Genomic DNA, 23030 nt, shown 5'->3' with positions numbered 1-23030 from the left:
ACGCCGTCCTCAACCTGTGCCGCGTCAAACTCCGCGACCAGCAACGCCTGACCCACGGACCACTGGCCGAATACCCCAACGAGACCTTCACCGACGAAGTCCCCCGCTCCGGCAACGCCTCCGGCGGCGGCCAACCCGGCTGGGCGGTCAAATGCGCCCCCGGCGGCCCCAACGACTACGTCTATGTCATCGTGCAACCCGTCGGCTGGCAACCCCTGGCCCAACTCATCGGCCACCCCGAACTCGCCGACGACCCCGAATGGGCCACCCCCGAAGCCAGGCTGCCCAAACTCGCCAAAATGTTCCAGCTCATCGAGGAATGGACCACCACCCTGCCCAAATGGCAGGTCCTCGAAGAACTCAACCGCCACAACATCCCATGCGGACCCATCCTGTCCACCAAAGAGATCATCAACGACGAAAGCCTCAAGGCCAACGAGATCGTCGTCGAGGTCGACCACCCCGAACGCGGCACCTACACCACCGTCGGAAACCCCCTCAAACTCTCCGACTCACCCACCACCATCCACCGCTCACCCCTCCTCGGCGAACACAACCACGACATCTACACCACCGAACTGGGTCTCTCCGCCGAGGAGCTGACCGGGTTGCGGACCGACGGGGTGATCTGAGCGATGGCGGACACCATGCGGCGCGAGAACGTGCGGTCGCACACCACAGAGCAACCGGTGGCGGTGCCAGGCACCGTCCACCGGTGGGCCGGGGCAGCGGGGCTGCCCTGACCGAGGCACCACCCGTGACGGGACCGGGCCGCGTCAACCACGCGGTCCGGACCCGCCGCGGAGCACGAAAAGAGCACGGGGGCCGGCACGGGACGGTCTCCACGGAGACCGTCCCGTGCCGGCCCCAGCCAGGGGGCGCTGGCCAGACTCTTTCGAGGCAGGGGAATCATGACAATGGCGTCAACGACATCGACGTCCCAACGACCCGTCACCTATCGAGAGGTGACCGACCACAACGGCCGGGTGTTCCGCGTCGGCGAGACCGACCTGGACATCATGGGCCGGAAGCGCAAGTGGATGGTCATCCTGCCGTGGGTAGGCATGATGGGCATCAGCTCGGCGGAGTACGCGTTCGCGTCCGCCGAGGACACGCTCCACACCGCGCATTCGTGGAGCAGTCTGCACATCTTCTGGATGCTCGGGGTCTGGGTGTTCTTCCAGGCCGCGGTGGCCTTCCCGGCGGGCAAGCTCCGTGAGTCCGGGAAGCTGCCGGCGCGCTACGCGATGATGTGCGGCGCCCTGGGCACCTTCCTGGGCTATCTGTCGCTGGCGTACGCACCGCACGTGATCGTCGCGTACATCGGCTTCGGCATGTTCAGCGGCATGGGCGCCGGCATGGTGTACGCGACCTGCGTGAACATGGTCGGCAAGTGGTACCCGGAGCGGAAGGGGGGCAAGACCGGCTTCGTCAACGGCGGTTTCGCCTACGGCTCGGTGCCGTTCGTCTTCCTCTTCACCGGCTACATGGACCTGACCAACTTCCGCTGGGTGCTGGTCTCGGTCGGTGTCTTCCTCGCGGCGACCGTCGCGGTGGCCGGCTACTTCTTCAAGGACCCGCCGAAGAACTGGTGGCCCGCCGACGTCGACCCGCTGAAGGTGCCGGACGACCCGCGGGCCCGGCGTGCCATGGAGAAGAACCCGCCGGCCGTACGGCAGTACACCCCCGCCGAGGCATGGCGGACCGGCCGGGTCGCGCTGATGTGGTTCTGCCTGCTGTGCACCTCGGGCGTGAACATCTTCGGCATCGCCTTCCAGGTCGACATCGGTGAGGAGGCGGGCTTCGCCGGCGGGATCGTGGCCACGGCCATGTCCCTGAAGGCGATCGTCAACGGCACGGGCCGCGGCGTCATCGGCTGGCTGTCCGACCGGTACGGGCGCAAGCAGTGCCTGATCTTCGTCTGCCTCGTCCTCGGTCTCGCGCAGTACGGCATCCTGTGGTCGGCGGAGATCAAGAACCTTCCGCTGTTCCTGATCTTCTCGTCCATCTCCGGGTTCGGCGGCGGCGCGATCTTCCCGATGTTCGCGGCGATGACGGCCGACTACTTCGGTGAGAACAACAACGCGTCCAACTACGGCCTGGTCTACAGCTCCAAGCTGGTCTCGGGTCTGCTCGGCTCCGGCATGGGTGCCTTCGTCGTCAGCCACTGGGGCCACAGCGGGGCGTTCACCCTCGCGGGTTCGATCTCGTTGTTCGCCGGCTTCGTCGCCCTCTTCCTCACCCCGCCGGGACGGCCGAGGAAGAAGGACATCACGCCCAACACCCAGCCCACCAGCAGGGAGGCGATCTGACGTGACCACCGGAGAGCACCCGGGGCTCCGGTACCGCACCTCGTGCCCGGCGACCGGGTGTTCCTCCCGTCCGCCGCGGCGTCCCGGGACCACCCCCGCGTCCTAGGAACGGTGCCGGTGTGACGTGGGCCCCGGCCGTGGAACTCCACGGCAGGGGCCCACGCGGCGCTCAGCCCGAGCGGTCGGCGGCGATCGCCTTGTGGTGCCGGATGACCTCTTCCACGATGAACTTCAGGAACTTCTCCGCGAAGGCCGGGTCGAGGTGCGCCTCCTCGGCCATCCGCCGCAGCCGCTCGATCTGCTCCGCCTCGCGCCCCGGATCGGCGGGCGGCATGTTGTGCGCCGCCTTCAGCTCGCCCACCTGCTGGGTGGCCTTGAAGCGCTCCGCGAGGAGGTGCACCAGGGCCGCGTCCAGGTTGTCGATGCTGCCGCGCAGGTGGCGCAGCCGCTTCAGGGCGGCCGTGTCGTCCGCGTGTCCGTCGTCCATCCGACCAGCCTAACCAGCGGGACAGCGATCAGTCGGTACGTCCCGTCGCGGCGACGGTCACACCGAGGCCGATCATCGCGAGGCCTCCCGCGCCGCCGACCAGCGAGAGGCGGCGGGGGGAACGGGCGAACCACGAACGGGCCGCGGCCGCGGCGAGGCCCATGGCGCTGTCCGAGACGAGGGCGATCGCGTTGAAGACCAGGCCGAGCAGCAGCATCTGCAGGGTGACGTGACCGGCCGCGCGGTCGACGAACTGCGGCAGCACCGCCGCGTAGAAGACCATCGTCTTGGGGTTCGAGACCCCGACCGTGAAGCCCTCGCCGAGCGTGCGCAGCGCGCCGCGCGCGGCCCCCGCGTCCCCCGACGCCATGGCCAGGTCCCCGCGGTGCCGCAGCGCCTTGACGCCCAGGTACACCAGGTAGGCCGCACCGGCCAGTTTGAGGGCGGCGAACAGCAGCGCCGAGCGCTCCACGACCGGGCCGACGCCGAGGGCGACCGCGACCACCAGGACGTACGAGCCGAGCGTGTTGCCGGCGACGGAGGTCAGCGCGACGCGGCGCCCGTGGGCGAGCGCGCGGCCGATGACGAAGAGGACACTGGGGCCGGGGATCACCACGAGCACCAGCGATACCAGGGCGAATGCCACGAGCCGGTCGAAGGGCACCATGCCCGGAGGCTAATCGGGTATAACTTCCCGCGCACCGCATTAAGCGCGGGTACGAGAGGCGGGATCGATCATGGGTGAGCCGCAGGGCGAGCAGCTGGAGGCCGTACGGGCACGGCGGGAGGAGCTTCGCGGGAGGTATCTGCACGAGCCCGCGGCGCGACCGGCGACGAGGGCGGCGGGGGTGCACCACGTCGCGTTCATCTGCCGGGACGTAGAGGAGACCATCCGCTTCTACCAGGAGTTCCTGGGCTTCCCGCTGGTGGAGCTGGTGGAGAACCGGGACTACGCGGGCTCCAGCCACTTCTTCTTCGACATCGGCCACGGCAACCTGCTGGGGTTCTTCGACTTCCCCGGCCACGACCACCCCGATCAGCACGAGACGATCGGCGGGCTGCAGCACCTGGCGCTGTCGGTGACCGCCGAGCAGTTCACGGAGGCGAAGCGCCGGATGGACGAGACCGGGACGGAGTACCTCGGGCCGGACCGTGGCGTGGAGGACAGCCTTTACATCCGCGACCCCAACGGGGTCAACGTTGAGCTGTACCGGGAGGATCTCGGCCGGTTCGACGGCAAGCCGCTGTTCTGAGCCGCCGGGGCCCGGCGGGGCGGGCCGGGGGCGCGGTCAGTCCTCGTGGGACCGCTGGTGGTACGAGGTCCTGGTGTGCTCGGTGTGCACGCGCATGACCTGCTGGGCCCGCTCGCCGTCGCGTTCGGCGATGGCGGCGATCAGCTCGCGGTGCTCGACCCAGGACTGCATGCCGCGCTGCCGGGCGACCGGGGTGTAGTACCAGCGCACCCGCCGCTCGACCTGCCGGGCGAGTTCGGCGAGCACCGCGTTCCCGGCGAGTTCCATGACGCAGGTGTGGAGGGCGGCGTTGGCCGCGACGACCGCGTCGACGTCGTCGGCGGTCACGGCCGCCTCGCCCGCCTCGCACAGCTCCTCGAGGCGCTCCAGGCCCTTGGAGGTGGCGTTGGCCGCGGCGAGGCGGGCCGCCTCCGTCTCCAGCAGGGCGCGGACGACCAGGAGTTGGTCGGCCTCCTCGTCGGTGGGCTCGTGGACGAAGGCCCCCTGGGCGGGGCGGAGGTCCACCCACCCCTCGGTGTTGAGCCGCTGCAGGGCCTCGCGCACGGGCTGGCGGGACACCCCGAGGTGCCCGGCGAGTTCGGTCTCCACCAGATGCTGCCCGGGGGTGAGCGAGCGGGTGATGATCAGCTCGAGCAGCGCTTCGTACACCTGCTCGCGCAGGGGCCCCGGACGCTGGAGCTTAGGCACGGATCCCTGCGACAGCCCGCTGGACAGCATCTACGCCCCAACCTTTCCCGGGGATGATTGGCTTTCGTCTACAGTCTACGCGCGCCAAGCGCGGGCGTGGGCACCGGGCCCGATCGTGACCCGCTTCACACCTCCGGCTCGGCGCCCCCGCTATGCGGTGCCGGTGAGCTGTGAGGTCTTCAGGACGACCAGGGTCACCAGCACCAGCAGCGTCACGGCCATCCCCGCCGCCTGCCACACTCCGCGGTGCCTGCGGGGCGCGTGGGCCAGGACGAGCCCGAGCGCGCCTCCGGTGAGCAGGCCGCCGAGATGGCTCTGCCAGGACGTGACCGCGGCGGAGACGGCCATCCAGACCAGCAGGCCGATCAGGAGCTGCCGCCCGCCGATCGGGTCGTTGCGCAGACGCTTGCTGAGGACGAAGTAGGCGGCGCCCAGCCCGAAGACCGCGCCCGAGGCGCCGACAGCACCCTGCTGCGGGGCGATCAGGTACACCAGCACGGAGCCGCCGAGGGCGGACAGCAGGTACAGCGAGACGAAGCGGATCCGCCCCAACTGGGCCTCGACGGCCGGGCCGAGGGTCCACAGCGAGTACATGTTGAACAGGATGTGCAGGATCCCGAAGGTGCCCTGGCCCGGCGGCTGGTGGAGGAAGGCCGAGGTGATGAGCCGGTACCACTCGCCGTGGGCGATGCCCACGGCCTCGAAGCCGGGGTACACCGCGCCGTCATACACGTACGCCGCGCCGTCGGGGCCCAACAGCCCCTGGCCCAGGGCGCTGAAGCGCGCCACGAGGTCGGAGCGGACCAGTTCGCCGAGATAGGCGGCGATGTTGAGGGCGATCAGGATCTGCGTCACCACGGGCACACCCGAGGTCGCCACCCGGCCGCCGAAGACGGTGCGCGCCTCGCGGACGCTCCTGCCGCCCTCCTTCACGCACTCCGGGCAGTGGTGGCCGACCGCCGCCTCACGCATGCAGTCCGGGCATATGAACCGGTCGCAGCGGGTGCAGCGCACATACGTCTCGCGCTTGGGATGCCGGTAGCAGGTGGTGACCGGCGGCTCGGTGCCCTGGTCGGTGTCCGTGGTGCTCACGAGCGCGAGGCCCCCCATGTGGCGTACGGGACGGTGGAGTCGCACGTTTGTACCCAGCTCGGGCGCAGTGCGTCAAACCATGCCGGTCTGCGCCTCCATGCGGACACCGGAGGCCCGGTCGACGAGGACGACGGTGACCACCGTCAGGTCGGCGGCGTCGTTCCCGCCGGGGTCCCGGGAGACGAGGTCGCCCATGGTCACCCCCGGACAGACGGCGGCGTCCGGGAGTTCGACGACGAGGTGCAGGAAGTCGTCCTCCGTCACGCGGACGGTGCCGGTCGCGGGAGGGGCCCGGCCGGCCTCGTACATCGGCTCGTCGATCCGCGCGGTGAGGCCGCGGGCGCCGGCGAGGAGGCCGCCGCCGCGTCCGGCGTGCACCTGCACGGTGACCGCGCCCGTCAGCGGGGTCCGCAGCGCCAGCGTGTGCCGGTCCGGTCCCGGGGACACGGTGAGGCGCACCTTGAAGGTCGGCTTTCCCCGCATCCGGGGGAGGTTGTCCGAGCCGTAGCTCCCGATCGCCAGGTCCCGCGACACGCCCGGCTCGCCGACCTGCCGCGCCGCGCCCTTGCCGCACCCCCCCGGGCGGGACACCGCCGCCGCCTCCCGTCGCGGACTGTTCTCGCCGGCCAGATGGACGACCAGCAGCGCCGCGGCGACGAGCGGGAGCCCGACGCGCCACCACGCCCCCCGCCCCGGCGCGAACACCTTCCCGGCCACCGCGTACCTCCCCACCCGTCCGGCGTTCGCCGTGGGCCGATGCTATTGCGCGGCTGCCGGCGGGCGTTCACCGCCATCGGTTCCGCACTCCCGTGGAACCCCCGCGGAACCCCCGCCCAACTCCCGTCTGCCCGCCGGTGACCGGATCGCGGCGGGGACCGCTTTTACGACCCCTTGACCCCAAGGAGACGAATACTGTACACAGTATTCGTCCGGGGCTGGCGGCCCGGACCGGCGGACTCGTCGAGGCGGCCTCGCCGCACTACGGCGCGGTCACCCGTGGCAACCTCTGTATCAAGGGCCTATGCGGCTTCCAGCACGTACAGAACCGGGACTGATCGACATGGGACGGGTCACCGAACGGCGTCGGGTACTGAGGATCAGGGACGGAGCGGTCGACCACCGGGCGGACACCCTGGTCGCCGAGGAACCGCTGGAGATCCGGCTCAACGGCAAGCCACTCGCGATCACCATGCGCACCCCCGGCGACGACTTCGCGCTCGCCGCGGGATTCCTGGTCAGCGAGGGCGTGCTCGGCGGCGCGGACGAGCTGGCGAACATCGTGTACTGCGCGGGCGCGACCGTCGACGGGTCGAACACCTACAACGTCGTCGACGTGCGCCTCGCTCCCGGCGTCCCCGTCCCCGACATCACGCTGGAGCGCAACGTCTACACGACGTCCTCCTGCGGCCTGTGCGGCAAGGCCAGCCTCGACGCCGTGCGCACCACGGCGCGCTGGCCCATCGCCGACCCCTCGCCGCTGCGGCTCGAACCCGGGTTGCTGTCCGCGCTCCCCGACCGGCTGCGCGCCGCGCAGCGGGTCTTCGACCGGACCGGCGGCCTGCACGCGGCCGCGCTCTTCACGGGCGAGGGCGAACTGCTCGACGTACGCGAGGACGTCGGCCGCCACAACGCCGTGGACAAGCTCGTGGGCCGCGCCCTCCAGCAGGACCTTCTGCCGCTGGCCGGGAAGATCCTCATGGTCTCCGGGCGGGCCTCCTTCGAACTGGCCCAGAAGGCCGTGATGGCCGGCATCCCGGTCCTCGCCGCCGTATCGGCCCCGTCCTCCCTCGCCGTCGACCTCGCCGGCGAGTCCGGACTGACCCTCGTCGGTTTCCTGCGGGGCACCTCCATGAACGTGTACGCGGGCGAAGAGCGGATCGCCCTGCCCGCGCCTGCGGCCGGGCGGGTCTGACCCCTCCCAGCACGCGTACACGCGTGCAGGACCGGCCGGCGAGGTAGCGCCCCCTGCGTCGGCCGGTCCCGCCGTAACCGGGGACGGGACGACCCGAGGTAGACACTGTCCACCTCGGAGTGGACACTGTCCACCGTGACCACCGCCCCCCGCGCGCGCCTGCTCGACGCCGCCCTCGCCGTCCTGGACGACGAAGGCGTCGAGGGGCTGACCCTGCGGGCCATCGCACGCCGCGCCGAGGTGTCGCACGGAGCGCCGCTGAAGCACTTCCCGCACCGGGCGGCGCTGCTGTCCGCCGTCGCCACCGTGGGGTTCCGCGAACTGGGCGCCCGCGCCGGGGCGGCCGTACGGGAGTGCCCCGAGGGGGCCTCGGCGGCCGCACGGCTGCGGGCCGGCTCCCGTGGCTACGTGGCGTACGCGCTGGAGCGGCCGGCGATGTTCACCCTGATGTTCCGGCACGACCTGCTGGACGCCCGGGACAGGGAACTCGGCCGGGCCGGCATGTCGGCCTTCGACGACCACCTCCTCGTGCTCGTGCGCGCCGCGCAGGCGGAGGGCTGGCGGCCCGGGGCGGACACCCGGGCGCTCACCGGCGCCGTGTGGTCCGGGCTGCACGGTGTGGCGCAGCTGTGGCTGTGGGGCTCGCTGGCCCTGGGCACCGGCGCCGCGTCCATCGACGACGCGCTCGACGCGCTCTTCACCTCGTTCGACCTCAAGGAACACTGACGATGCACGAGAAGTACGGATTCGACCGCGAGACCGCCGTCACGGCACGTCCGGGCGAGCCCTCGGTCTACGACGCCGAGCTCCACGAGGGCTGGCGGATCGGCATGGGCGTCAACGGCGGGCTGCTGCTCGCCCTCGCCGGCCGGGCCCTCGCCGGGGAACTGGGCGGCGGCGGACAGGGGCACCGCGATCCGTTCTCGATCAGTGCCTACTACCTGTCGACGTCCCTCCCGGGCCCAGTGACCGCCCGCACGGAGACGCTGCGCCGCGGCCGCACCGTATCCACCGGGATGGTGTCCCTCGTGCAGGACGGCGAGGAGCGGCTGCGGGCGATAGCGACCTACGGGGACCTCGACGGCCACGACCACGCGGGCGACGTACGCACCTCCGCCACTCCCCCGCAGATGCCGCCGCCGCAGGACTGCGTCGGGACCGAGGCGGCACCCCCGGAGTTCCTGAAGAACTCCCCCATGCTGGAGCGCATCGAGCTGCGTCTGGACCCGGACACCGTCGGCTGGGCGGTCGGCGCCCCCTCGGGCCGCGGCATCGTGCAGGGCTGGCTGCGGATGCCCGACGGCCGCGAGCCGGACCCGCTGATGCTGCTGCTCGCCGTGGACAGCCTGCCGCCGGTCAGCTTCGACCTGGGGATACCGGGCTGGGCGCCGACGCTGGAGCTGACCGCGCACGTGCGGGCCAGGCCGGAGCCGGGATGGCTGCGGCTGAAGCACTCCACCCGCAACTTCGCGGACGGCTACATGGAGGAGGACGCCGAGGTCTGGGACTCGGCGGGCCGCCTCGTGGCGCAGTCCCGTCAGCTGGCCCGGGTGCGGATGCCGGAAGGCACCGCGTAGCGGCCCCCGGACGCCGCCGTCAGTGCAGCTGCGCCTGCCAGTCCTCGGGGACCTTGCCCGCGGGGCCCGGGGAGGGCTGGCCCTCGGGGCGGGAGTTCGGCGGGGTCAGTGCGGGGCCGTCGTAGTACTCCTCGGTCTCGACGTTCCAGTACCAGTTCTCACCGGGCTCGTAGCTGGTGATGAACGGGTGGCCCTCCTCCTGCGCGTGCCGCGTCGCGTGCTGGGAGGGCGAGGAGTCGCAGCAGCCGATGTGCCCGCACTGCGCGCAGCGGCGCAGGTGCAGCCACCAGCCCGGCCCCTGGCCGGCGCCGCAGTCGGCGCACCCGTCGCCGCTCGGCCGGGCCGCGGGGTCGATGCCGGGGATCGTGATGTCGTCCGCCATGGTGGACCCGCCTCCTTAACCGCGATCACGTTCTCCTGGCATGCTAACCGCCCTCACCTGCCGCCACCGGGTCAAGCGGGACGGCTCCCTCGGTGGCATCCGGCGCCCCGTCCGGCGCCGCGCCCACCGCTTCGCGCGGCGGTGCGGCGCGTCAGCGACCGTCCGCCAGGGCGCCGTCCAGCGCTCGCGACAGACGGGCGAGCCACTCCGCGGCCGTGCCCGTGACGTGGGGGTGGGCCGCGCGGAAGGTGTCCCAGTCGACGGAGTGCGGGGTGACCTCGGTGAGCCGGGGCGCCGATGCCGGGTGGCCGGGCTCGCGGCTCATCACCCGGCGCAGCAGGCGGTGGGTGAGGGCGGTGCCGGGCGCCTCGGCGAGGAGGACCGCGTCGTAGAGGTCCTTGCCCTGGGCGCGGCCCTCGGCGGCGGCGTCGGCCCGCAGCCACAGCAGCTTCCAGGCGAGGGAGAGTTCGCGGCTCGCGGTGAGCACCACGGTCGCGGGCCCCCCGTCGCCGCGCGGCACGGCGGTCAGGACGGGCGGCTCGGGGAGCCGTTCGTCGCGGGCGAAGTCCAGGCTCACCTCGCCGGGTGGCAAGCCGTCCGCGTGCCAGGGGATGACGAGGCGCACGCCGGGCGTGTCGTACTCCGCGTAGGTCCAACTGCCGTCGTCCCGGGCCGCCTTCGCGTCGAGGCGTATGCCGGGGGCCGCGTCGGGGTGGGCCCGGACCAGTTCGAGCAGTCGGCCGGGCGGGCCGCCGAGACCGTCGGAGCCGTCGGGTTCGGGGTCGACGATCCAGTGCAGGCCCTCGGGCGGGACGTGGACCCGCTGCCCGCCGGTGCCGAACTCCTCGTCCGTCCAGATCTCGGGGCGGGCGGCGCCGTCGGCGGCCTCCGGCCACTGCTGCACGGTGGCCCATTCGTCGACGTACGGGTACGGGTGGAGCGGCTCGATGGGCACCGCCAGGGAGGGCCGGACGATCCAGTCGAGGTCGCCCGGTTCGCGGGCGGCGGCGCCGACCCAGGCGGGCATCACCATGCTCCCGCGCAGCACGAGGTACTCGGCCAGCGGGGACCGCGCGACGAGGCCCAGCAGATGGTCGAGGACGGCGCGCCGGGCGACGGCCGAACGGTCCCGTGGCGCGGCGGCGCTCACCGCGCCTCGTCGATCCAGCCGTCGTCGAGGGAGGGCGTGTCGTCGTGCACGACGAACTCCTCCTCGACCTCCACCGCCGTGAAGCCCGCCCCGGCGAGGTCCGTGAGCAGGTCGTCGAGCCGTCGGCGCGCCTCGGGGCGGCCGACGTCGCGGCAGCGCTGGGTGACGAAGCGTTCGTGGCCGCGGTCGCCGAGGTCGCGGCGGGCGTTGCGGGAGACATGGGCGGCGTGCCGTCCGGCGATCGCCCGGACCTCGTCCAGGCGGGCCCGGTCGGTGAGGACGAGCTTCACGTGGTGCTCGAAGTAGGTCCCGGGCGGCAGGGCGCGGACCTCCGGGCCGGTGCGGGGGACGCCGGTGTTCCAGGGCGCGGCCTCGATCTTCACGCGTGCGACGCCGATCCCCTCGGCGCGCAGCCGTCCCGTCCACCGCTCGGCGGCGGCGCGCTGCCCGGGGAGGGCGCCGCGGCCGCGCAGCGTCAGCATGGGCTGGTCGGGGGTGGCGCCCCGGTCCAGCACGATGCGCGTGTACTTGAGGCCGTTGCGCTCCGCCCAGCGGCGTATCCGCTCCTCCTCCCCGGGCCCGGGGGCGCGCAGCGTGAAGTGGGTCTCGAAGTCGCCGGTGAAGTCCACCGCCGGGGTGCCGCCTACCACGTCGGCCGGACCGGGCCGCCCGGGGCGAGCCGCCCGAGGTCCGCGGTGAGGGCGCGCAGCCGGTCCTCGCCGAGCACGCCGGCCCAGGGGCGTACGGCGTCGGCGGCCGCCTGCTCGGCGGCGCGGGTGCAGGCGCGGCCGCGGTCGGTGAGGACGACCAGCCGGGCCCGGGCGTCGTCCGGGTGGGGGCGGCGTTCGGCGTAGCCCTTGGCCTCGAGTTCGTCGACGAGTTGCCCGGCCGCCTGGCGGGTCACCCCGAGGTGTACGGCGAGTTCGGTGACGGTCACGCCGCCCGCCGCCATCCGGGCGAAGGCGAAGCCGTGGGCGGGCCGGAGGTCGTCGAAGCCGCGCGCGAGGACGCCGTCGTGGATGGCGGCGGTGAGGGCTCCGGCGGCGGCGAGCAGGTTGACGCCCAGGGCCATGGCCTCTTCGTCCTTCATGGGGCCACCTTGACACAGTGCGCAAGGAGCTTGAGCATATGGGCAAGCAACTTGCTCAAGTTGCTTGCCCATCAGGGAACAGGAGCCCGCATGCCCGTCGTCCGCTCTTCCGACGCCGTCGTCCACGATCTGCACGGCGTCCGCTTCGTCTCGTACGCCCGCACCGCCACCGGCAGCACCGAACTGTGCGCGTGGCGCGGCGAGGTGCCGGCCGGGACCGCCGGTCCCGCGCACACCATCAGCCGCGAGGAGGTCTTCCTCGTCCTGTCCGGCAGCCCGCGCCTGACCATCGACGGCGAGACCCACGACCTGTCCCCCGGCGACGTCGCCACGGCGCCCGCCGGCTCGCGCCTGGCCCTGGAGAACCCCGGCGACGGCCCCGCATCCGTCTGGGTGACCACGGGCGTCGGCCTGGAGGCGGTGCTCGCCGACGGGTCGCGGATCAGCCCGCCCTGGGCCCGCTGACCCCGCCGGGCACCTCGCGGGTCAGCGCGTCACTGCAGGTGCGCGGTGTCGTTCCAGAGGGTGATCGCGGGGTCGCCGTACTCCCAGCCGAGTACCGACAGCGAGGCCGGGGCCAGGCTCAGCACCATGCCGCGCATCGGGTCCAGCCGCAGCCAGCGGGCGGCCAGGGTGCGCAGGAAGTGGCCGTGCGCGAAGACGACCGCGTCGCCGTCCTCCTCCTTGACCCAGGCCACGACCTCGTCCGCGCGGTTGGCGACCTGCCACGAGGTCTCGCCTCCCACGACCCCGTCACGCCAGATCACCCAGCCCGGGCGCTCCTCCCGGATCTCCGGGGAGGTGCGGCCCTCGTACTCGCCGTAGTCCCACTCCCGCAGCGCGTCCCAGGTCTGCGCGCGGTCGCCGAACCCGGCGAGTTCGCAGGTGTCGCGGGCGCGCACGAGGGGGCTGGTGCGCACCCGGGCGCCCGGGAAGTCGTGCCAGGGCGCCCGGGCGAGGCGCTTGCCCAGCAGGCGGGCCGCCTCCCGGCCCTCATCGGTGAGCGGGATGTCGGTCCTGCCGGTGTGCCGGCCGCTCTTGGACCACTCGGTCTGGCCGTGCCGGACGAGCACGAGGCGCGGAGCCATCAGGGGGCCACCTCCATGGGGACGGCCGCGATGTCGTTGCCGTCGGGATCACTGGCGAGAGAGCGGTCACGCGCGCGGTGTCCCGGCGGCCGCCGGGATGCGTGCCGCGAGGTGCCCCGGCCGCCGTCGCGGCCCCGGCCGGGGACGCCGATATGGTGGGTGGACGTCGCCACCGCTGCCTCCGAGGTCACGTGGACAGTGTCTCTCCCGACCGGTGGGACGCACAAAACGGTGCCCGCGCCACCCGGCGGAACGGACCTCGGGCCGGACCGGCCGGCGCCACGACTGCCCGCAGGAGAACACGCCATGAAAGCATCCGCCCCTCCGGCGCCGGAGCCGCTCGACGTGCGCTGGATCCACGGGTCGCCGTCGGCGAAGCACAACACCGATCCCGACATCCAGGTGTTCGAGTACGACGAACGCACCTTCATCCTGCGGCAGAACAAGGCGGTCCACTACGAGGCGCCGTTCCTCTTCCTGCTCTTCGGGGACGACCGCGCGGTGCTCCTGGACACGGGGGCCACGCCGGAGGAGGAGTTCTTCCCGCTGCGGGAGGTCGTGGACGAGCTGTTCGAACTGCGGCCGCCCGCCCTGCAGCGGCCGGGCTACGAGCTGCTGGTGCTGCACACCCACGCGCACGGCGACCACGTCGCCGGCGACGCGCAGTTCGCCGGCCGCCCGGACACCGTCGTGGTGCCGGCGGACCGCGACAGCGCCTGGGGCTTCCTCGGCCTCACCGAGGACCCCGACCGCGTGGCGCGCCTGGACCTCGGCGGGCGGGAACTGGAGTGCCTGGCCACACCCGGCCACCACGCCTCGGCCGTCACCTACTACGACCCGGCGACGGGCTTCCTGCTGACCGGCGACACCGTCTACCCGGGCCGGCTGTACGTGGCGGACTGGGCCGCCTTCCGGCGCACCATCGACCGGCTGGTCGCCTTCGCCGCGGAGCGCCGGGTCACCCATGTGCTGGGCTGCCACGTCGAGATGACCCGCGAGCCGGGCGTGGACTACCCGGTCCGCACCACCCACCAGCCCGACGAGCCGCCGCTGGAGATGACCGTGGAGCAGCTCCACGAGATCCGGCGGGCGATCGAGGAGATCGGCGACCGGCCGGGACGCCACCCCTACCCGGGGTTCGTCATCTGCCGCGAGGACTGAGCGCCTTCGAACGTACGGCACACTGTGCGGGTGTTCGCACTCGCCGTCGCGCTGACCGTCCTCCTGCTGCTGGAAGTCGTCCCCTCCGCGGTCGCCCAGCTGGCCCGTGCGCGGCCCGGCCTGGAGCGGCTCGACGAGCTGACCCGGCTGGGCGTCCTCGATGGACGGCGGCTGTGGGTGCCCACGCTCCTCGGCACGCTGCACACGCTCGGCGGCTCCGCCGTGCTCGCCGGGATCTGGCACCCTCCCGTCGGCGTCGCCGGGGCGGCGCTGGAGGCGGGGATCTTCGCCTGGGTGCTGGTGCGGCAGCTGCGTGCCGGTGACCGGGGGCGCGCCCTGTTCGCGTACACGCTGTTCCTGGCGATGGCGCTGGCCGTCCTCGTGGCCGACGCCGTGCGCTGAGCGGGCCGGGCGCCGCTGCCGTACGGCCGGCCCCGGGCTCACCTGGGCCCGGCGACGGCCTCCCGGGGCCGCGCGGCGGCCGGGGCGGCGGCGGGCGCGGCCGCCTCCGCACGGCGGGCCCACCGCTTGGCGAGGACCGCGCACACCATCAGCTGCATCTGGTGGAAGAGCATCAGCGGCAGCACCATCAGCCCGGCCTGTGCCCCGAACAGCACCGTGGCCATGGGCAGTCCGGCCGCCAGGCTCTTCTTCGACCCGGCGAAGACGATGGCCACCCGGTCCTCGCGGGAGAAGCCGAGCCTGCGCGAGCCGTACGAGGTGAGGCCCAGCATCGCGGCCAGCAGCAGGGCCTCGGCCAGCACCAGTGCGAGCAGGCGCAGCGGCGTGACCTGGTGCCAGATGCCGCGCACCACGCCCTCGCTGAACGCCGTGTAGACGACCAGCAGGATCGAGCCCCGGTCGACCAGGCCGAGCACCTTCTTGTGGCCGGTGACGAAGCCGCCGATCCAGCGCCGCAGGAACTGGCCCGCCATGAAGGGCACCAGCAGTTGCAGCACGATGCCGAGGACCGCGTGCGCCGACAGGCCCGCGCCGCTGCCGCCGAGCAGCAGCGCGGCCAGCAGCGGGGTGATCACGAGTCCGGCGAGGCTGGAGAAGGAGCCGGCGCAGATGGCGGCGGCCACGTTGCCGCGGGCGACGGAGGTGAAGGCGATCGAGGACTGGATCGTCGAGGGCACCAGGCACAGGAAGAGCAGCCCGGTGTGCAGCTCGGGCGTCAGCAGGAACGGCACGAGTCCGCCCGAGGCCAGCCCGAGCAGCGGGAAGGCGACGAAGGTGGCGGCCAGTACGGTGCCGTGCAGGCGCCAGTGGCGCAGTCCGTCCATCGCCTCGCGGGTGGACAGGCGCACGCCGTAGAGGAAGAAGAGCAGCCCGACCGCTCCGGTGGAGGCTCCGCCCGCGAGGTGGGCGCCGGTGCCCCGGGCGGGCAGCAGGGCCGCGAGGAGCACGGTGCCGAGCAGCGCCGCGATGTACGGGTCCACAGGGATCCAGGACGGGTAACGCAGGCGGCGCATGGTCTTCCTCAGGTGCTGGACGGGGCCCTCCCAGAGTGCCCGGTGACCGGGTGATCGTAAATGACTTTGACCGCACTGACTGTCATCACGTATCGCGATGGGCTGCGGTAGGCTGGCGGCGTGTTCGATCCCGTGCAGCTGCGGACCTTCGTCGCCGTGGCCCAGACGCTGAGCTTCACGCAGGCCGGCCGCCGGCTGGGCCTGCGCCAGTCGACGGTGAGCCAGCACGTGCGCAAGCTGGAGGAGGCCGCCGGCCGGCGGTTCTTCACGCGCGACACGCACAGCGTGGAGCTGACCGAGCACGGCGAGGCCATGCTCGGCTTCGCCCGGACGATCCTGGAGGCGAACGAGCGTGCCGCGGGCTGGTTCGCGGGCACCCGACTGCGCGGCCGGCTGCGCCTGGGCGCCTCGGAGGACTTCGTCCTGACCCGGCTGCCGGAGATCCTGGAGCGCTTCCGGCGCGACCACCCCGAGGTGGACCTGGAGCTGACGGTGGAGCTGTCGGCCACCCTGCACCGGCAGCTGGCCGCCGGCCGGCTGGACGTGATACTCGGCAAGCGCGCGGCCGGGGACACCCACGGCCAACTGGTGTGGAGCGACCGGCTGGTGTGGATTTCCGGCGAGCGCTACCGCCCCGAGGCCGAGCGGCCCGTCCCGCTGATCCTCTACCCGGCCCCGGCGATCACCCGGGCGCGGGCCCTCGAGGTCATGGAGCGCGACGGCCGTGCGTGGCGCATCGCGTGCACCAGCGGCTCGCTGAGCGGGCTGATCGCCGCGGCCCGTGCGGGCCTCGGGGTGATGGCGCACGCCGAGGGGCTGATCCCGCCCGGTCTGGTGCGGGTCGCGGCCCGCGCGGGACTGCCGGAGCTCGGCGGGGTCGACTTCGTGCTGCTGCACGGGCGGCGGCGGCCCGCGGCGCAGGAGGCGGCCGAAGCCCTCGCGGCGGCGATCCTCAGCGGATCCCTTCGGTCGTGATCTGCTTGACCAGGCGCAGCGACGGCACGGTCTCCACGTGCCGGACCCCGTCCAGGGCGCCGACGCACTCGCTGAGATAGCGGTAGAGCTCCGGCGTGCTGCTGCAGATGACCACGGCGACGAGGTTGGACGATCCGGTGGTCGCCGCGACGTAGGCGGTCCCGGGGTGCGCGGCCAGCGCCTGCCCGACGGAGGACAGGGCGGAGGGGGCGGCCGTGATCCAGAAGATGGCGCGGGTGTCGTGGCCGACCCACGCCGTGTCGACCTCGGGCCTGAACGCGGCGGCTCTGGCGGCGGGTGCCGCCGGCCTGCCGGCGGGCGCGGTCGTGCTCGTCCTGGTCCGCGAACGGCCGGGCGGGGCGCCTGCGGCGGCCCCCGAGCCGGTGGGGGCTGTAGAGCGGCCGTGATCCCCCCGAGGGGATTTGGTGCAGAGTCCGGGCGGACCCCGGTCCGCCCGGGAACCGTCCTCCAGCGCCGTGTTCCTTGCGGTAACCGGGAATCGGCTCGTCACACGAGTGTGAGGGAGCCCACCCGGGCCTTCACAGCCGAATGTCACTCCCCTCCCCACCCCACGTGGTATCGGGTACGTTCTGTGACCGCCGAGGCGGTCGAGGAGCGACGTTGCGCGAGTTCACCATTCCCCCACTGGTGACGGCACCCCAGGTCGGTGGTCTGGCGGACGCCGTGTTCGTCAATGCCGACGAAGAGCCGGACCGGATCGTGCTGAGCCGCCGCACCGGAGCGGACGGCACGGACTGGGAGCACCTCACGGCCGCCCGGTTCCGCGACGAGGTCCTCGCGGTCGCCAAGGGCCTGATCGCCCAGGGGATCCGCTTCGGCGACCGGGTCGGCCTGATGTCCCGGACCCGCTACGAGTGGACGGTGCTGGACTTCGCGCTGTGGGCGATCGGCGCCCAGCCCGTCCCCATCTACCCGACCTCCTCCTCCGACCAGGTCCGCTGGATGCTGCACGACTCCGAGGCGGTCGCCTGCGTGGTCGAGCACGAGGACCACGCGATGACGATCGGCGCGGTCGTCGACGAACTCCCCCATCTGACACGGCTGTGGCAGCTGGACTCCGACGTGCTGTCCGAACTGGCCCGGCACGGCGCCGCCGTCGACGACGACCTGGTGCACAGGTACCGCCAGGCGGTCACCCCGGACGCCATCGCGACGATCATCTACACCTCGGGCACCACCGGCCGCCCCAAGGGCTGCGTGATCACCCACGGCAACTTCATGTCGGAGAGCGACAACGTCGTCGCCCGGTACGAGCCGGTCTTCCACAGCAAGCGCGGCGACGAGGCCTCCACCCTGCTCTTCCTGCCACTCGCCCACGTCTTCGGGCGGATGGTGGAGGTCGCGGCCGTGCGCGCCAAGGTCCGGCTGGGCCACCAGCCCAACCTGGCCGCGGCCGAACTGCTGCCCGCGATGGCCTCCTTCAAGCCGACCTTCGTGCTCGCCGTACCGTACGTCTTCGAGAAGGTCTTCCAGGGCGCCCGCCGCAAGGCCGAGGCGGGGGGCCGGCTCGGGCCCTTCGAGAAGGCCGTGGAGGTGGCGGTGCGGCACGCCGAGGCGATGGAGGCCCGGGCCTTCGGCACCGGCCCGGGCCCCAGCACCTCGCTGCGGATGCAGCACCAGCTCTACGAGAAGCTGGTCTACGGCAAGGTACGCGCCGCCCTCGGCGGCAAGGTCCGGCACGCCTTCTCCGGCGGCTCGGCGATGGACCGGCAGCTGGGGCTCTTCTTCGACGGCGCGGGCGTGCGCATCTTCGAGGGGTACGGGCTCACCGAGAGCACGGCCGCCGCGGTCGCCAACCCGCCCGAGCAGACGCGTTTCGGCACCGTGGGCGTGCCCATCCCGGGCACCACGGTGCACATCGCGGACGACGGCGAGATCTGGGTGTACGGCGGCCAGGTCTTCGGCGAGTACCTCAACAACCCCAAGGCCACCGCGGAGGTCCTGCACGACGGCTGGCTCGCCACCGGCGACCTCGGCGCGCTCGACGAGGACGGCTACCTCACGATCACCGGGCGGAAGAAGGAGATCCTGGTGACCAGCGGCGGCAAGTCCGTCTCGCCGGTGGTGCTGGAGGACCGGGTGCGCTCCCACCCGCTGGTCTCGCAGTGCGTCGTCGTCGGCAACGACCGGCCCTTCATCGGCGCGCTGATCACCCTCGACCCCGAGGGCGTCGGGCACTGGCTGAGCATGCGGTCCAAGCCGCAGCTGCCCATCGCCAAGCTGATCCGCGACCCCGACCTGGAGACGGAGGTCCGGCGGGCGGTCGTCGCCGCCAACACGCTCGTCTCCCAGGCCGAGTCGATCCGCACCTTCCGCATCCTGGCCGGGCAGTTCTCGGAGGAGGGCGGGCTGCTCACACCGTCGCTCAAGCTGAAGAGAAGGGCGATAGAGAAGGCCTACACCCGCGAGATCGAGGCCCTCTACCGCTCGTAGAGCGGCTCCTGGAAAGACTCGCAGCGGGGGCGCGGGGCGGCTCGCAGGACGGACACCCGGGGGAATGCCTCCGGCACGGAGATCGTTGAACAAGGGACAGACCTCGAGTCCGACTCCGACGAAGTGAGGACGGCCTGCTCGTGAGCAATGTTCCCGACATCACCCTCAACAACGGCGTGACCATGCCGCAGCTCGGTTTCGGCGTCTGGCAGGTCCCGGACGACGAGGCCGCCACCGCGGTCGCCACGGCCCTGGAGGCCGGCTACCGCAGCATCGACACCGCCGCGCTCTACCGGAACGAACAGGGCACCGGCCGCGCCATCGCCGCCTCCGGCATCCCGCGCGAGGAACTGTTCGTCACCACCAAGCTGTGGAACACCGACCAGGGCCACGACAACGCCCTGCGCGCCTTCGACGCCTCCCTCGGCAAGCTCGGCCTGGAGTACGTCGACCTCTACCTGATCCACTGGCCCGCGCCAGCCCGCGGCCTGTACCTGGAGACGTGGCGCGCCCTGGAGAAGATCCAGGCCGACGGCCGCGCCAGGGCCATCGGCGTGTCGAACTTCCCGGTCGACCTGCTGCGGCACCTGCTCGACGAGGGCGGCGTCGCGCCCGTCCTCAACCAGGTCGAACTGCACCCCCACCTCCCGCAGACCGAGCTGCGGGCCTTCCACGCGGGCCACGGCATCGCGACCGAGGCCTGGTCGCCGCTCGGCCAGGGCCGCGGACTGCTCGACGAGCCGGCGCTCGCTGCGATCGCCGCCAAGCACGGCAGAACCCCGGCCCAGGTCGTCCTGCGCTGGCACCTGCAGATCGGCAACGTCGTGATCCCCAAGTCCGTGACCCCGTCGCGGATCCGGGAGAACATCGACGTCTTCGGCTTCGAGCTCGACGGCGAGGACCTGGCCGCGATCGACGCCCTCGACAACGGCGGGCGCCTCGGCCCGGACCCGTCCTCCTTCAACTGACGCGCACACGCGGGGCGGGGCGGCCTGCCCGGCCCGGCGGGCCGGGCAGGCCGCCCCGCGCTCTCACACGTCCCCGGCGACCAGCGGGTAGTGGTCCGAGTAGTCGTCGAAGGTGTAGGTGGTGCCCCAGCTGGTGACCGACCAGCTGGGGGAGTGCTCGTCGACCACACGGTTGTTCCAGCGGGCGGGGCGGGCGTGGCCGTTGCGCAGGAGCGCGTGGTCGAGGCGCTGCGCGGGGTCGTCGGGATAGCGGTCGTACGCGACGGAGTTGGTGGCGGGATCGAAGCTGGCGACCGGGCCGGGGTCGGCGTCGGGCGCGGAGACGTCCAGGTCGGCGAGCATACGGGCGTACTCGGCACCGCCCGCGTCGGTGTTGAGGTCGCCCGCGACGACCACCGGCTCGGCGGCCGGAATCGCGCGGGCGTCGAGGAAGGCGTCGATCTCCCGGTTCTGGGCCGCGCGGACGCTCGCGGCCTCCCCGCTGCCGCAGGCGGAGTCGTCGGCCTGGGTGTGGGTGCCGACGACGTGGACCCGGGTGCCGTTCACGTCGAGAACGGCGTACACGAAGCCCTTGTTGGAGAACCAGTCCGCGCCGCACGCGTCGCCGTACACATGCTGGACCTTCTCCAGGATCGGCCACTTGCTGAGGATCGTCACCCCGCCGTCCTCGGGCGTCAGCGAGCTGTACGCGCCCTCGGTGCGGTCCCAGCCGCTCTTGGACCGGCCGAGCACCGGGGTCTGGTAGGGGTAGCGGCCCTTGAGGTTCGCCTGCAGCCGGTCGGACGCCCCGTTGTCGAACGCCTCCTGGAAGACCAGGACGTCGGCGCCCTGGACGTAGCCGGAGGCGGCTATCAGGTCGGCGCGGTGCAGCTGGCCCCAGTTGGGGTAGAGCGTGCGCGGCAGCATCATCACGTTGCTGGTGACCAGCCGCAGCTGGGGCGCCGCTGCGGTCGCCGCGGGGGCGGCCGCCGCAGTCGCGGTCGCCGTCGCGGTACCGGCCGCGCCGGCGGACGAGGCGAGGAGCAGGACGAATGCGCAGGCGGCGGCTCTGCCGTGTCTCACGGGCCCTCCTGGAGTCGGATGGAGCTCGGTCGCGGAACAGGCGTGAGACTAGAGGCTGTCGGTTACCGCCGGGTAGACGGCGTACGGCTAACCTACGGGCGTGCTGGACTACGAGGAGCAGGCAGCGATCTACGACGCCACCCGCGGCGGCGTCCCCCGCGCCGAGGCCGCGGCCGGCGCGGTGCTGGGGCTGATACCGCGACCGGCCCGGACCCTGCTCGACATCGGCTGCGGGACCGGTCTGGTGACGGCCCGCTACACCGGCCGCCCGGGACTGCGCGTGCTCGGCGTCGACGCCGCCCTGGCCATGGCCCGGCTCGCCGCCGGCCGGGTGGGGCCGGGGATCGTCCAGGGCGATGTACGCCGGCTGCCGTTCGCGACCGCCTCGCTCGACGCGGTGACGGCCGTGTGGGTGCTCCATCTGCTGCCGGACGCGCCCGCGGTGATCGCCGAGTGCGCCCGGGTGCTGCGGCCCGGCGGGGTGCTCGTCACCACCGTGGACAAGGACGCCGGACACGACGTGGGCAGCGACGTCGACGCGCTCCTCGCGCCGTTCCGCACCCGGGAGGCGTACGACGCGGAGCAACGGGTGGTGCGGCAGGCCGCCGCGCACGGCCTGCGCCCGGCGGGCGGAGCCCGCTTCGCCGGCCACGGCCAGGGCCGCACCCCGCGCGATCTCGCCGCCCGGATCGCGGCGGGCGAGTTCGCCTCCGCGCTCGCCCTGCGCGACGGCGACACCCAGGCCCTCGCCGGAGCCCTGGCCGCGCTGCCCGAGCAGGACACGGCCCGCCCCGACCCGCTCTACCGGCTCCTCGCGCTCGTCAAGGACTTCGAGGACTTCAAGGACTCCCCTACAGCGGCGGCTCGTTGAGCAGTTCGGCCAGCCAGCGCAGCAGGTGTTCCCGCGGGGCCGCCACCGTGCGCCCGGCAGGATCCGGGAAGACCCGCCCCCAGCTGTGCGCCCGCGTCACCGCGCCGACCCGGCAGGCCAGACTCACCTCGCGGCGCAGCGCGCGCAGCTCCCGCCCCTGCCCGCCCGTCCAGGCCTCCAGGTAGGCGTCGCGCAGCCGGGCCAGGACCCGCGGCGCGTCCGCCCCGTGGCGGCGGCGCGTCACCCGGGCCGTGACCAGCAGGCTGGTGAAGGGGTGCGCGACGGCGGCGTCGCCCCAGTCGAAGAAGACGTGGCGGCCACCGGCGGTGAAGACCTGCCCCTCGTGCAGGTCGGAGTGGTCGAGCGCCGCGCCGTGCGCGGACGCCGCCAACTCGGCGCACCAGTCGGCGAAGCGGGGCCGTACCGCCCGGACCTCCGCCGGCGCGTCCGTCCGCTCGATCAGCTCGTCCAGCAGCTCCGGCAGCCGTGCCGGGCGCAGGTCGGGCACCCCGAGGGCCGTCAGCTCGTCGGCGCGGCCGACGGTGGCACGCTGCAGCGCGCCGTACGACCGCAGCGGATCCTCCCAGTGGTCCGCACCGTCCGGCCCCCGCGGACCGTCCACCGCCTCGGCCAGCAGCGGACCCCCGTCGGGCAGCAGCGACCAGGCGCGGTCCGTGTCCACCGCGAGCGGCACCAGCACCCGGCCCGGGGCCCAGGCGTGGAGCGCCCCGGTCAGCGCGGGCTCGAAGGCGGAAGCGGGCGGGTTGGCCTTGAACCAGACCGGGGACCCGTCGGCGAGCGGGATACGCACCACCACCGACCAGGGCCGCAACCGGGCCAGCCACTCCCGCACCGGCCGCGGCTCCGGACCCCGCGCGACGGCCGCGTCCCGTGCCCAGGCCATCGCCTCCCGCCGCCATGCCGGGTCCGCCCAGGGGGTGGGGGCGTCGTACCCGCCTGCGTCCACCCGCGTTTCCAGGTCCATCGGCGCATCCCACCACGACGGCGCCGGGCCCCGCACCTGGGTTACGGTC

29 protein-coding genes are annotated in these 23030 nt (G+C 73.0%); 14 read left to right on the top strand and 15 right to left on the bottom strand.

All coding sequences use genetic code 11. The annotated features are described in order from the left end of the window. Positions 1-632, top strand: a 632-nt coding sequence (locus B085_RS0133350) for a CoA transferase (protein ID WP_018562945.1), incomplete at its 5' end; no start/stop codon positions are given. Between the two features lie 285 nt (positions 633-917). After that, positions 918-2312 carry an OFA family MFS transporter gene (locus B085_RS0133340; RefSeq protein ID WP_026251706.1) on the top strand — a complete coding sequence of 465 codons (1395 nt, stop codon included), beginning with the start codon at positions 918-920 and terminating at the stop codon, positions 2310-2312. Between the two features lie 169 nt (positions 2313-2481). Here the strand turns inward: B085_RS0133340 and B085_RS0133335 are convergent, their stop codons facing one another. Together B085_RS0133335 and B085_RS0133330 are read right to left on the bottom strand one after the other, a co-directional pair. Then, positions 2482-2799 carry a chorismate mutase gene (locus tag B085_RS0133335; RefSeq protein WP_018562943.1) on the bottom strand — a complete coding sequence of 106 codons (318 nt, stop codon included), beginning with the start codon at positions 2797-2799 and terminating at the stop codon, positions 2482-2484. A gap of 28 nt (positions 2800-2827) precedes the next feature. Next, positions 2828-3466 (bottom strand): LysE family translocator, encoded by a 639-nt coding sequence (locus tag B085_RS0133330; RefSeq protein WP_018562942.1) that lies wholly within the window; start codon positions 3464-3466, stop codon positions 2828-2830. Positions 3467-3536: 70 nt separating this feature from the next. Here B085_RS0133330 and B085_RS0133325 point away from each other — a divergent pair, with 70 nt between their 5' ends. After that, positions 3537-4052, top strand: a complete 516-nt coding sequence (locus B085_RS0133325; RefSeq protein ID WP_018562941.1) for a VOC family protein — start codon at positions 3537-3539, stop codon at positions 4050-4052. Positions 4053-4088: 36 nt separating this feature from the next. On the opposite strand, the gene B085_RS0133320 is transcribed toward B085_RS0133325, so the two are convergent. From B085_RS0133320 to B085_RS0133310, 3 genes are all read right to left on the bottom strand, one after another. Next, complete coding sequence (locus B085_RS0133320) at positions 4089-4769, bottom strand: GntR family transcriptional regulator (RefSeq protein ID WP_018562940.1); 681 nt, start codon at positions 4767-4769, stop codon at positions 4089-4091. 120 nt (positions 4770-4889) lie between these two features. Then, on the bottom strand, positions 4890-5849 hold the full coding sequence (locus B085_RS0133315; protein ID WP_018562939.1) for a rhomboid family intramembrane serine protease: 960 nt from the start codon (positions 5847-5849) through the stop codon (positions 4890-4892). Between the two features lie 54 nt (positions 5850-5903). After that, positions 5904-6548 (bottom strand): hypothetical protein, encoded by a 645-nt coding sequence (locus tag B085_RS0133310; RefSeq protein WP_018562938.1) that lies wholly within the window; start codon positions 6546-6548, stop codon positions 5904-5906. 343 nt (positions 6549-6891) lie between these two features. Between B085_RS0133310 and fdhD the strand changes: the two genes are divergently transcribed. From fdhD to B085_RS0133295, 3 genes are all read left to right on the top strand, one after another. Then, positions 6892-7743 (top strand): formate dehydrogenase accessory sulfurtransferase FdhD, encoded by an 852-nt coding sequence (gene fdhD / locus B085_RS0133305; RefSeq protein ID WP_018562937.1) that lies wholly within the window; start codon positions 6892-6894, stop codon positions 7741-7743. Between the two features lie 135 nt (positions 7744-7878). Next, the gene (locus B085_RS0133300; RefSeq protein WP_018562936.1) at positions 7879-8469 is read left to right on the top strand and encodes a TetR/AcrR family transcriptional regulator; all 591 of its coding nucleotides are present in this window, start codon (positions 7879-7881) and stop codon (positions 8467-8469) included. 2 nt (positions 8470-8471) lie between these two features. Then, positions 8472-9320, top strand: coding sequence for a thioesterase family protein (locus B085_RS0133295; RefSeq protein WP_018562935.1), 849 nt, complete (start codon positions 8472-8474; stop codon positions 9318-9320). A gap of 19 nt (positions 9321-9339) precedes the next feature. On the opposite strand, the gene B085_RS0133290 is transcribed toward B085_RS0133295, so the two are convergent. The 4 genes from B085_RS0133290 to B085_RS0133275 form a co-directional block, all read right to left on the bottom strand. Then, positions 9340-9702, bottom strand: a complete 363-nt coding sequence (locus B085_RS0133290) for a UBP-type zinc finger domain-containing protein (RefSeq protein WP_018562934.1) — start codon at positions 9700-9702, stop codon at positions 9340-9342. Positions 9703-9853: 151 nt separating this feature from the next. Then, the gene (locus B085_RS0133285) at positions 9854-10852 is read right to left on the bottom strand and encodes a nucleotidyl transferase AbiEii/AbiGii toxin family protein (protein ID WP_018562933.1); all 999 of its coding nucleotides are present in this window, start codon (positions 10850-10852) and stop codon (positions 9854-9856) included. Further along, positions 10849-11502, bottom strand: coding sequence for a hypothetical protein (locus B085_RS0133280; protein WP_018562932.1), 654 nt, complete (start codon positions 11500-11502; stop codon positions 10849-10851). The genes B085_RS0133285 and B085_RS0133280 overlap by 4 nt, the downstream gene beginning before the upstream one ends. After that, a complete protein-coding gene (locus B085_RS0133275) occupies positions 11496-11942 on the bottom strand; it encodes a MarR family winged helix-turn-helix transcriptional regulator (RefSeq protein WP_018562931.1) in 447 nt (148 codons plus the stop codon). The genes B085_RS0133280 and B085_RS0133275 overlap by 7 nt, the downstream gene beginning before the upstream one ends. Before the next feature lie 90 nt (positions 11943-12032). Between B085_RS0133275 and B085_RS0133270 the strand changes: the two genes are divergently transcribed. Then, positions 12033-12407 (top strand): cupin domain-containing protein, encoded by a 375-nt coding sequence (locus B085_RS0133270; RefSeq protein ID WP_018562930.1) that lies wholly within the window; start codon positions 12033-12035, stop codon positions 12405-12407. 29 nt (positions 12408-12436) lie between these two features. On the opposite strand, the gene B085_RS0133265 is transcribed toward B085_RS0133270, so the two are convergent. After that, the gene (locus B085_RS0133265; RefSeq protein ID WP_018562929.1) at positions 12437-13030 is read right to left on the bottom strand and encodes a histidine phosphatase family protein; all 594 of its coding nucleotides are present in this window, start codon (positions 13028-13030) and stop codon (positions 12437-12439) included. Beyond that, positions 13030-13221, bottom strand: a complete 192-nt coding sequence (locus B085_RS0133260) for a hypothetical protein (RefSeq protein ID WP_018562928.1) — start codon at positions 13219-13221, stop codon at positions 13030-13032. The genes B085_RS0133265 and B085_RS0133260 overlap by 1 nt, the downstream gene beginning before the upstream one ends. Positions 13222-13336: 115 nt before the next feature. On the opposite strand from B085_RS0133260, the gene B085_RS0133255 reads away from it, so the two are divergent. Both B085_RS0133255 and B085_RS0133250 read left to right on the top strand, forming a co-directional pair. Continuing rightward, positions 13337-14191, top strand: coding sequence for an MBL fold metallo-hydrolase (locus B085_RS0133255; RefSeq protein ID WP_018562927.1), 855 nt, complete (start codon positions 13337-13339; stop codon positions 14189-14191). Between the two features lie 30 nt (positions 14192-14221). Then, positions 14222-14593, top strand: coding sequence for a DoxX family protein (locus B085_RS0133250; protein ID WP_018562926.1), 372 nt, complete (start codon positions 14222-14224; stop codon positions 14591-14593). Between the two features lie 38 nt (positions 14594-14631). On the opposite strand, the gene B085_RS0133245 is transcribed toward B085_RS0133250, so the two are convergent. Next, complete coding sequence (locus tag B085_RS0133245) at positions 14632-15666, bottom strand: bile acid:sodium symporter family protein (RefSeq protein ID WP_018562925.1); 1035 nt, start codon at positions 15664-15666, stop codon at positions 14632-14634. A gap of 120 nt (positions 15667-15786) precedes the next feature. Here B085_RS0133245 and B085_RS0133240 point away from each other — a divergent pair, with 120 nt between their 5' ends. Beyond that, complete coding sequence (locus B085_RS0133240; protein ID WP_018562924.1) at positions 15787-16641, top strand: LysR substrate-binding domain-containing protein; 855 nt, start codon at positions 15787-15789, stop codon at positions 16639-16641. On the opposite strand, the gene B085_RS48950 is transcribed toward B085_RS0133240, so the two are convergent. Continuing rightward, positions 16619-16840 (bottom strand): Lrp/AsnC ligand binding domain-containing protein, encoded by a 222-nt coding sequence (locus B085_RS48950; RefSeq protein ID WP_202470675.1) that lies wholly within the window; start codon positions 16838-16840, stop codon positions 16619-16621. The genes B085_RS0133240 and B085_RS48950 overlap by 23 nt on opposite strands. 16 nt (positions 16841-16856) lie before the next feature. On the opposite strand from B085_RS48950, the gene B085_RS50240 reads away from it, so the two are divergent. The 3 genes from B085_RS50240 (at position 16857) to B085_RS0133225 (ending at position 20063) form a co-directional block, all read left to right on the top strand. Continuing rightward, a complete protein-coding gene (locus B085_RS50240) occupies positions 16857-17048 on the top strand; it encodes a hypothetical protein (protein WP_199789262.1) in 192 nt (63 codons plus the stop codon). Positions 17049-17262: 214 nt separating this feature from the next. Next, positions 17263-19095, top strand: a complete 1833-nt coding sequence (locus tag B085_RS0133230) for an AMP-dependent synthetase/ligase (protein ID WP_018562922.1) — start codon at positions 17263-17265, stop codon at positions 19093-19095. A 140-nt stretch (positions 19096-19235) separates the two neighbouring features. Continuing rightward, positions 19236-20063 (top strand): aldo/keto reductase, encoded by an 828-nt coding sequence (locus B085_RS0133225; RefSeq protein ID WP_018562921.1) that lies wholly within the window; start codon positions 19236-19238, stop codon positions 20061-20063. A gap of 63 nt (positions 20064-20126) precedes the next feature. Here the strand turns inward: B085_RS0133225 and sph are convergent, their stop codons facing one another. Next, entirely contained in the window at positions 20127-21125 is a 999-nt protein-coding gene (sph, locus tag B085_RS0133220; protein WP_018562920.1) for a sphingomyelin phosphodiesterase, read from the bottom strand. 100 nt (positions 21126-21225) lie between these two features. Between sph and B085_RS0133215 the strand changes: the two genes are divergently transcribed. Continuing rightward, positions 21226-21996: a class I SAM-dependent methyltransferase gene (locus B085_RS0133215; RefSeq protein WP_018562919.1), complete on the top strand. Its 771-nt coding sequence runs from the start codon at positions 21226-21228 to the stop codon at positions 21994-21996. Here B085_RS0133215 and B085_RS0133210 read toward each other — a convergent pair. After that, positions 21977-22981 (bottom strand): hypothetical protein, encoded by a 1005-nt coding sequence (locus B085_RS0133210; RefSeq protein ID WP_018562918.1) that lies wholly within the window; start codon positions 22979-22981, stop codon positions 21977-21979. The genes B085_RS0133215 and B085_RS0133210 overlap by 20 nt on opposite strands. Positions 22982-23030: the final 49 nt, after the last annotated feature.

Source organism: Streptomyces sp. BoleA5 (assembly GCF_000373665.1).
GTDB lineage: Bacteria > Actinomycetota > Actinomycetes > Streptomycetales > Streptomycetaceae > Actinacidiphila.
This window is presented reverse-complemented; position numbering and strand designations above follow the sequence as displayed.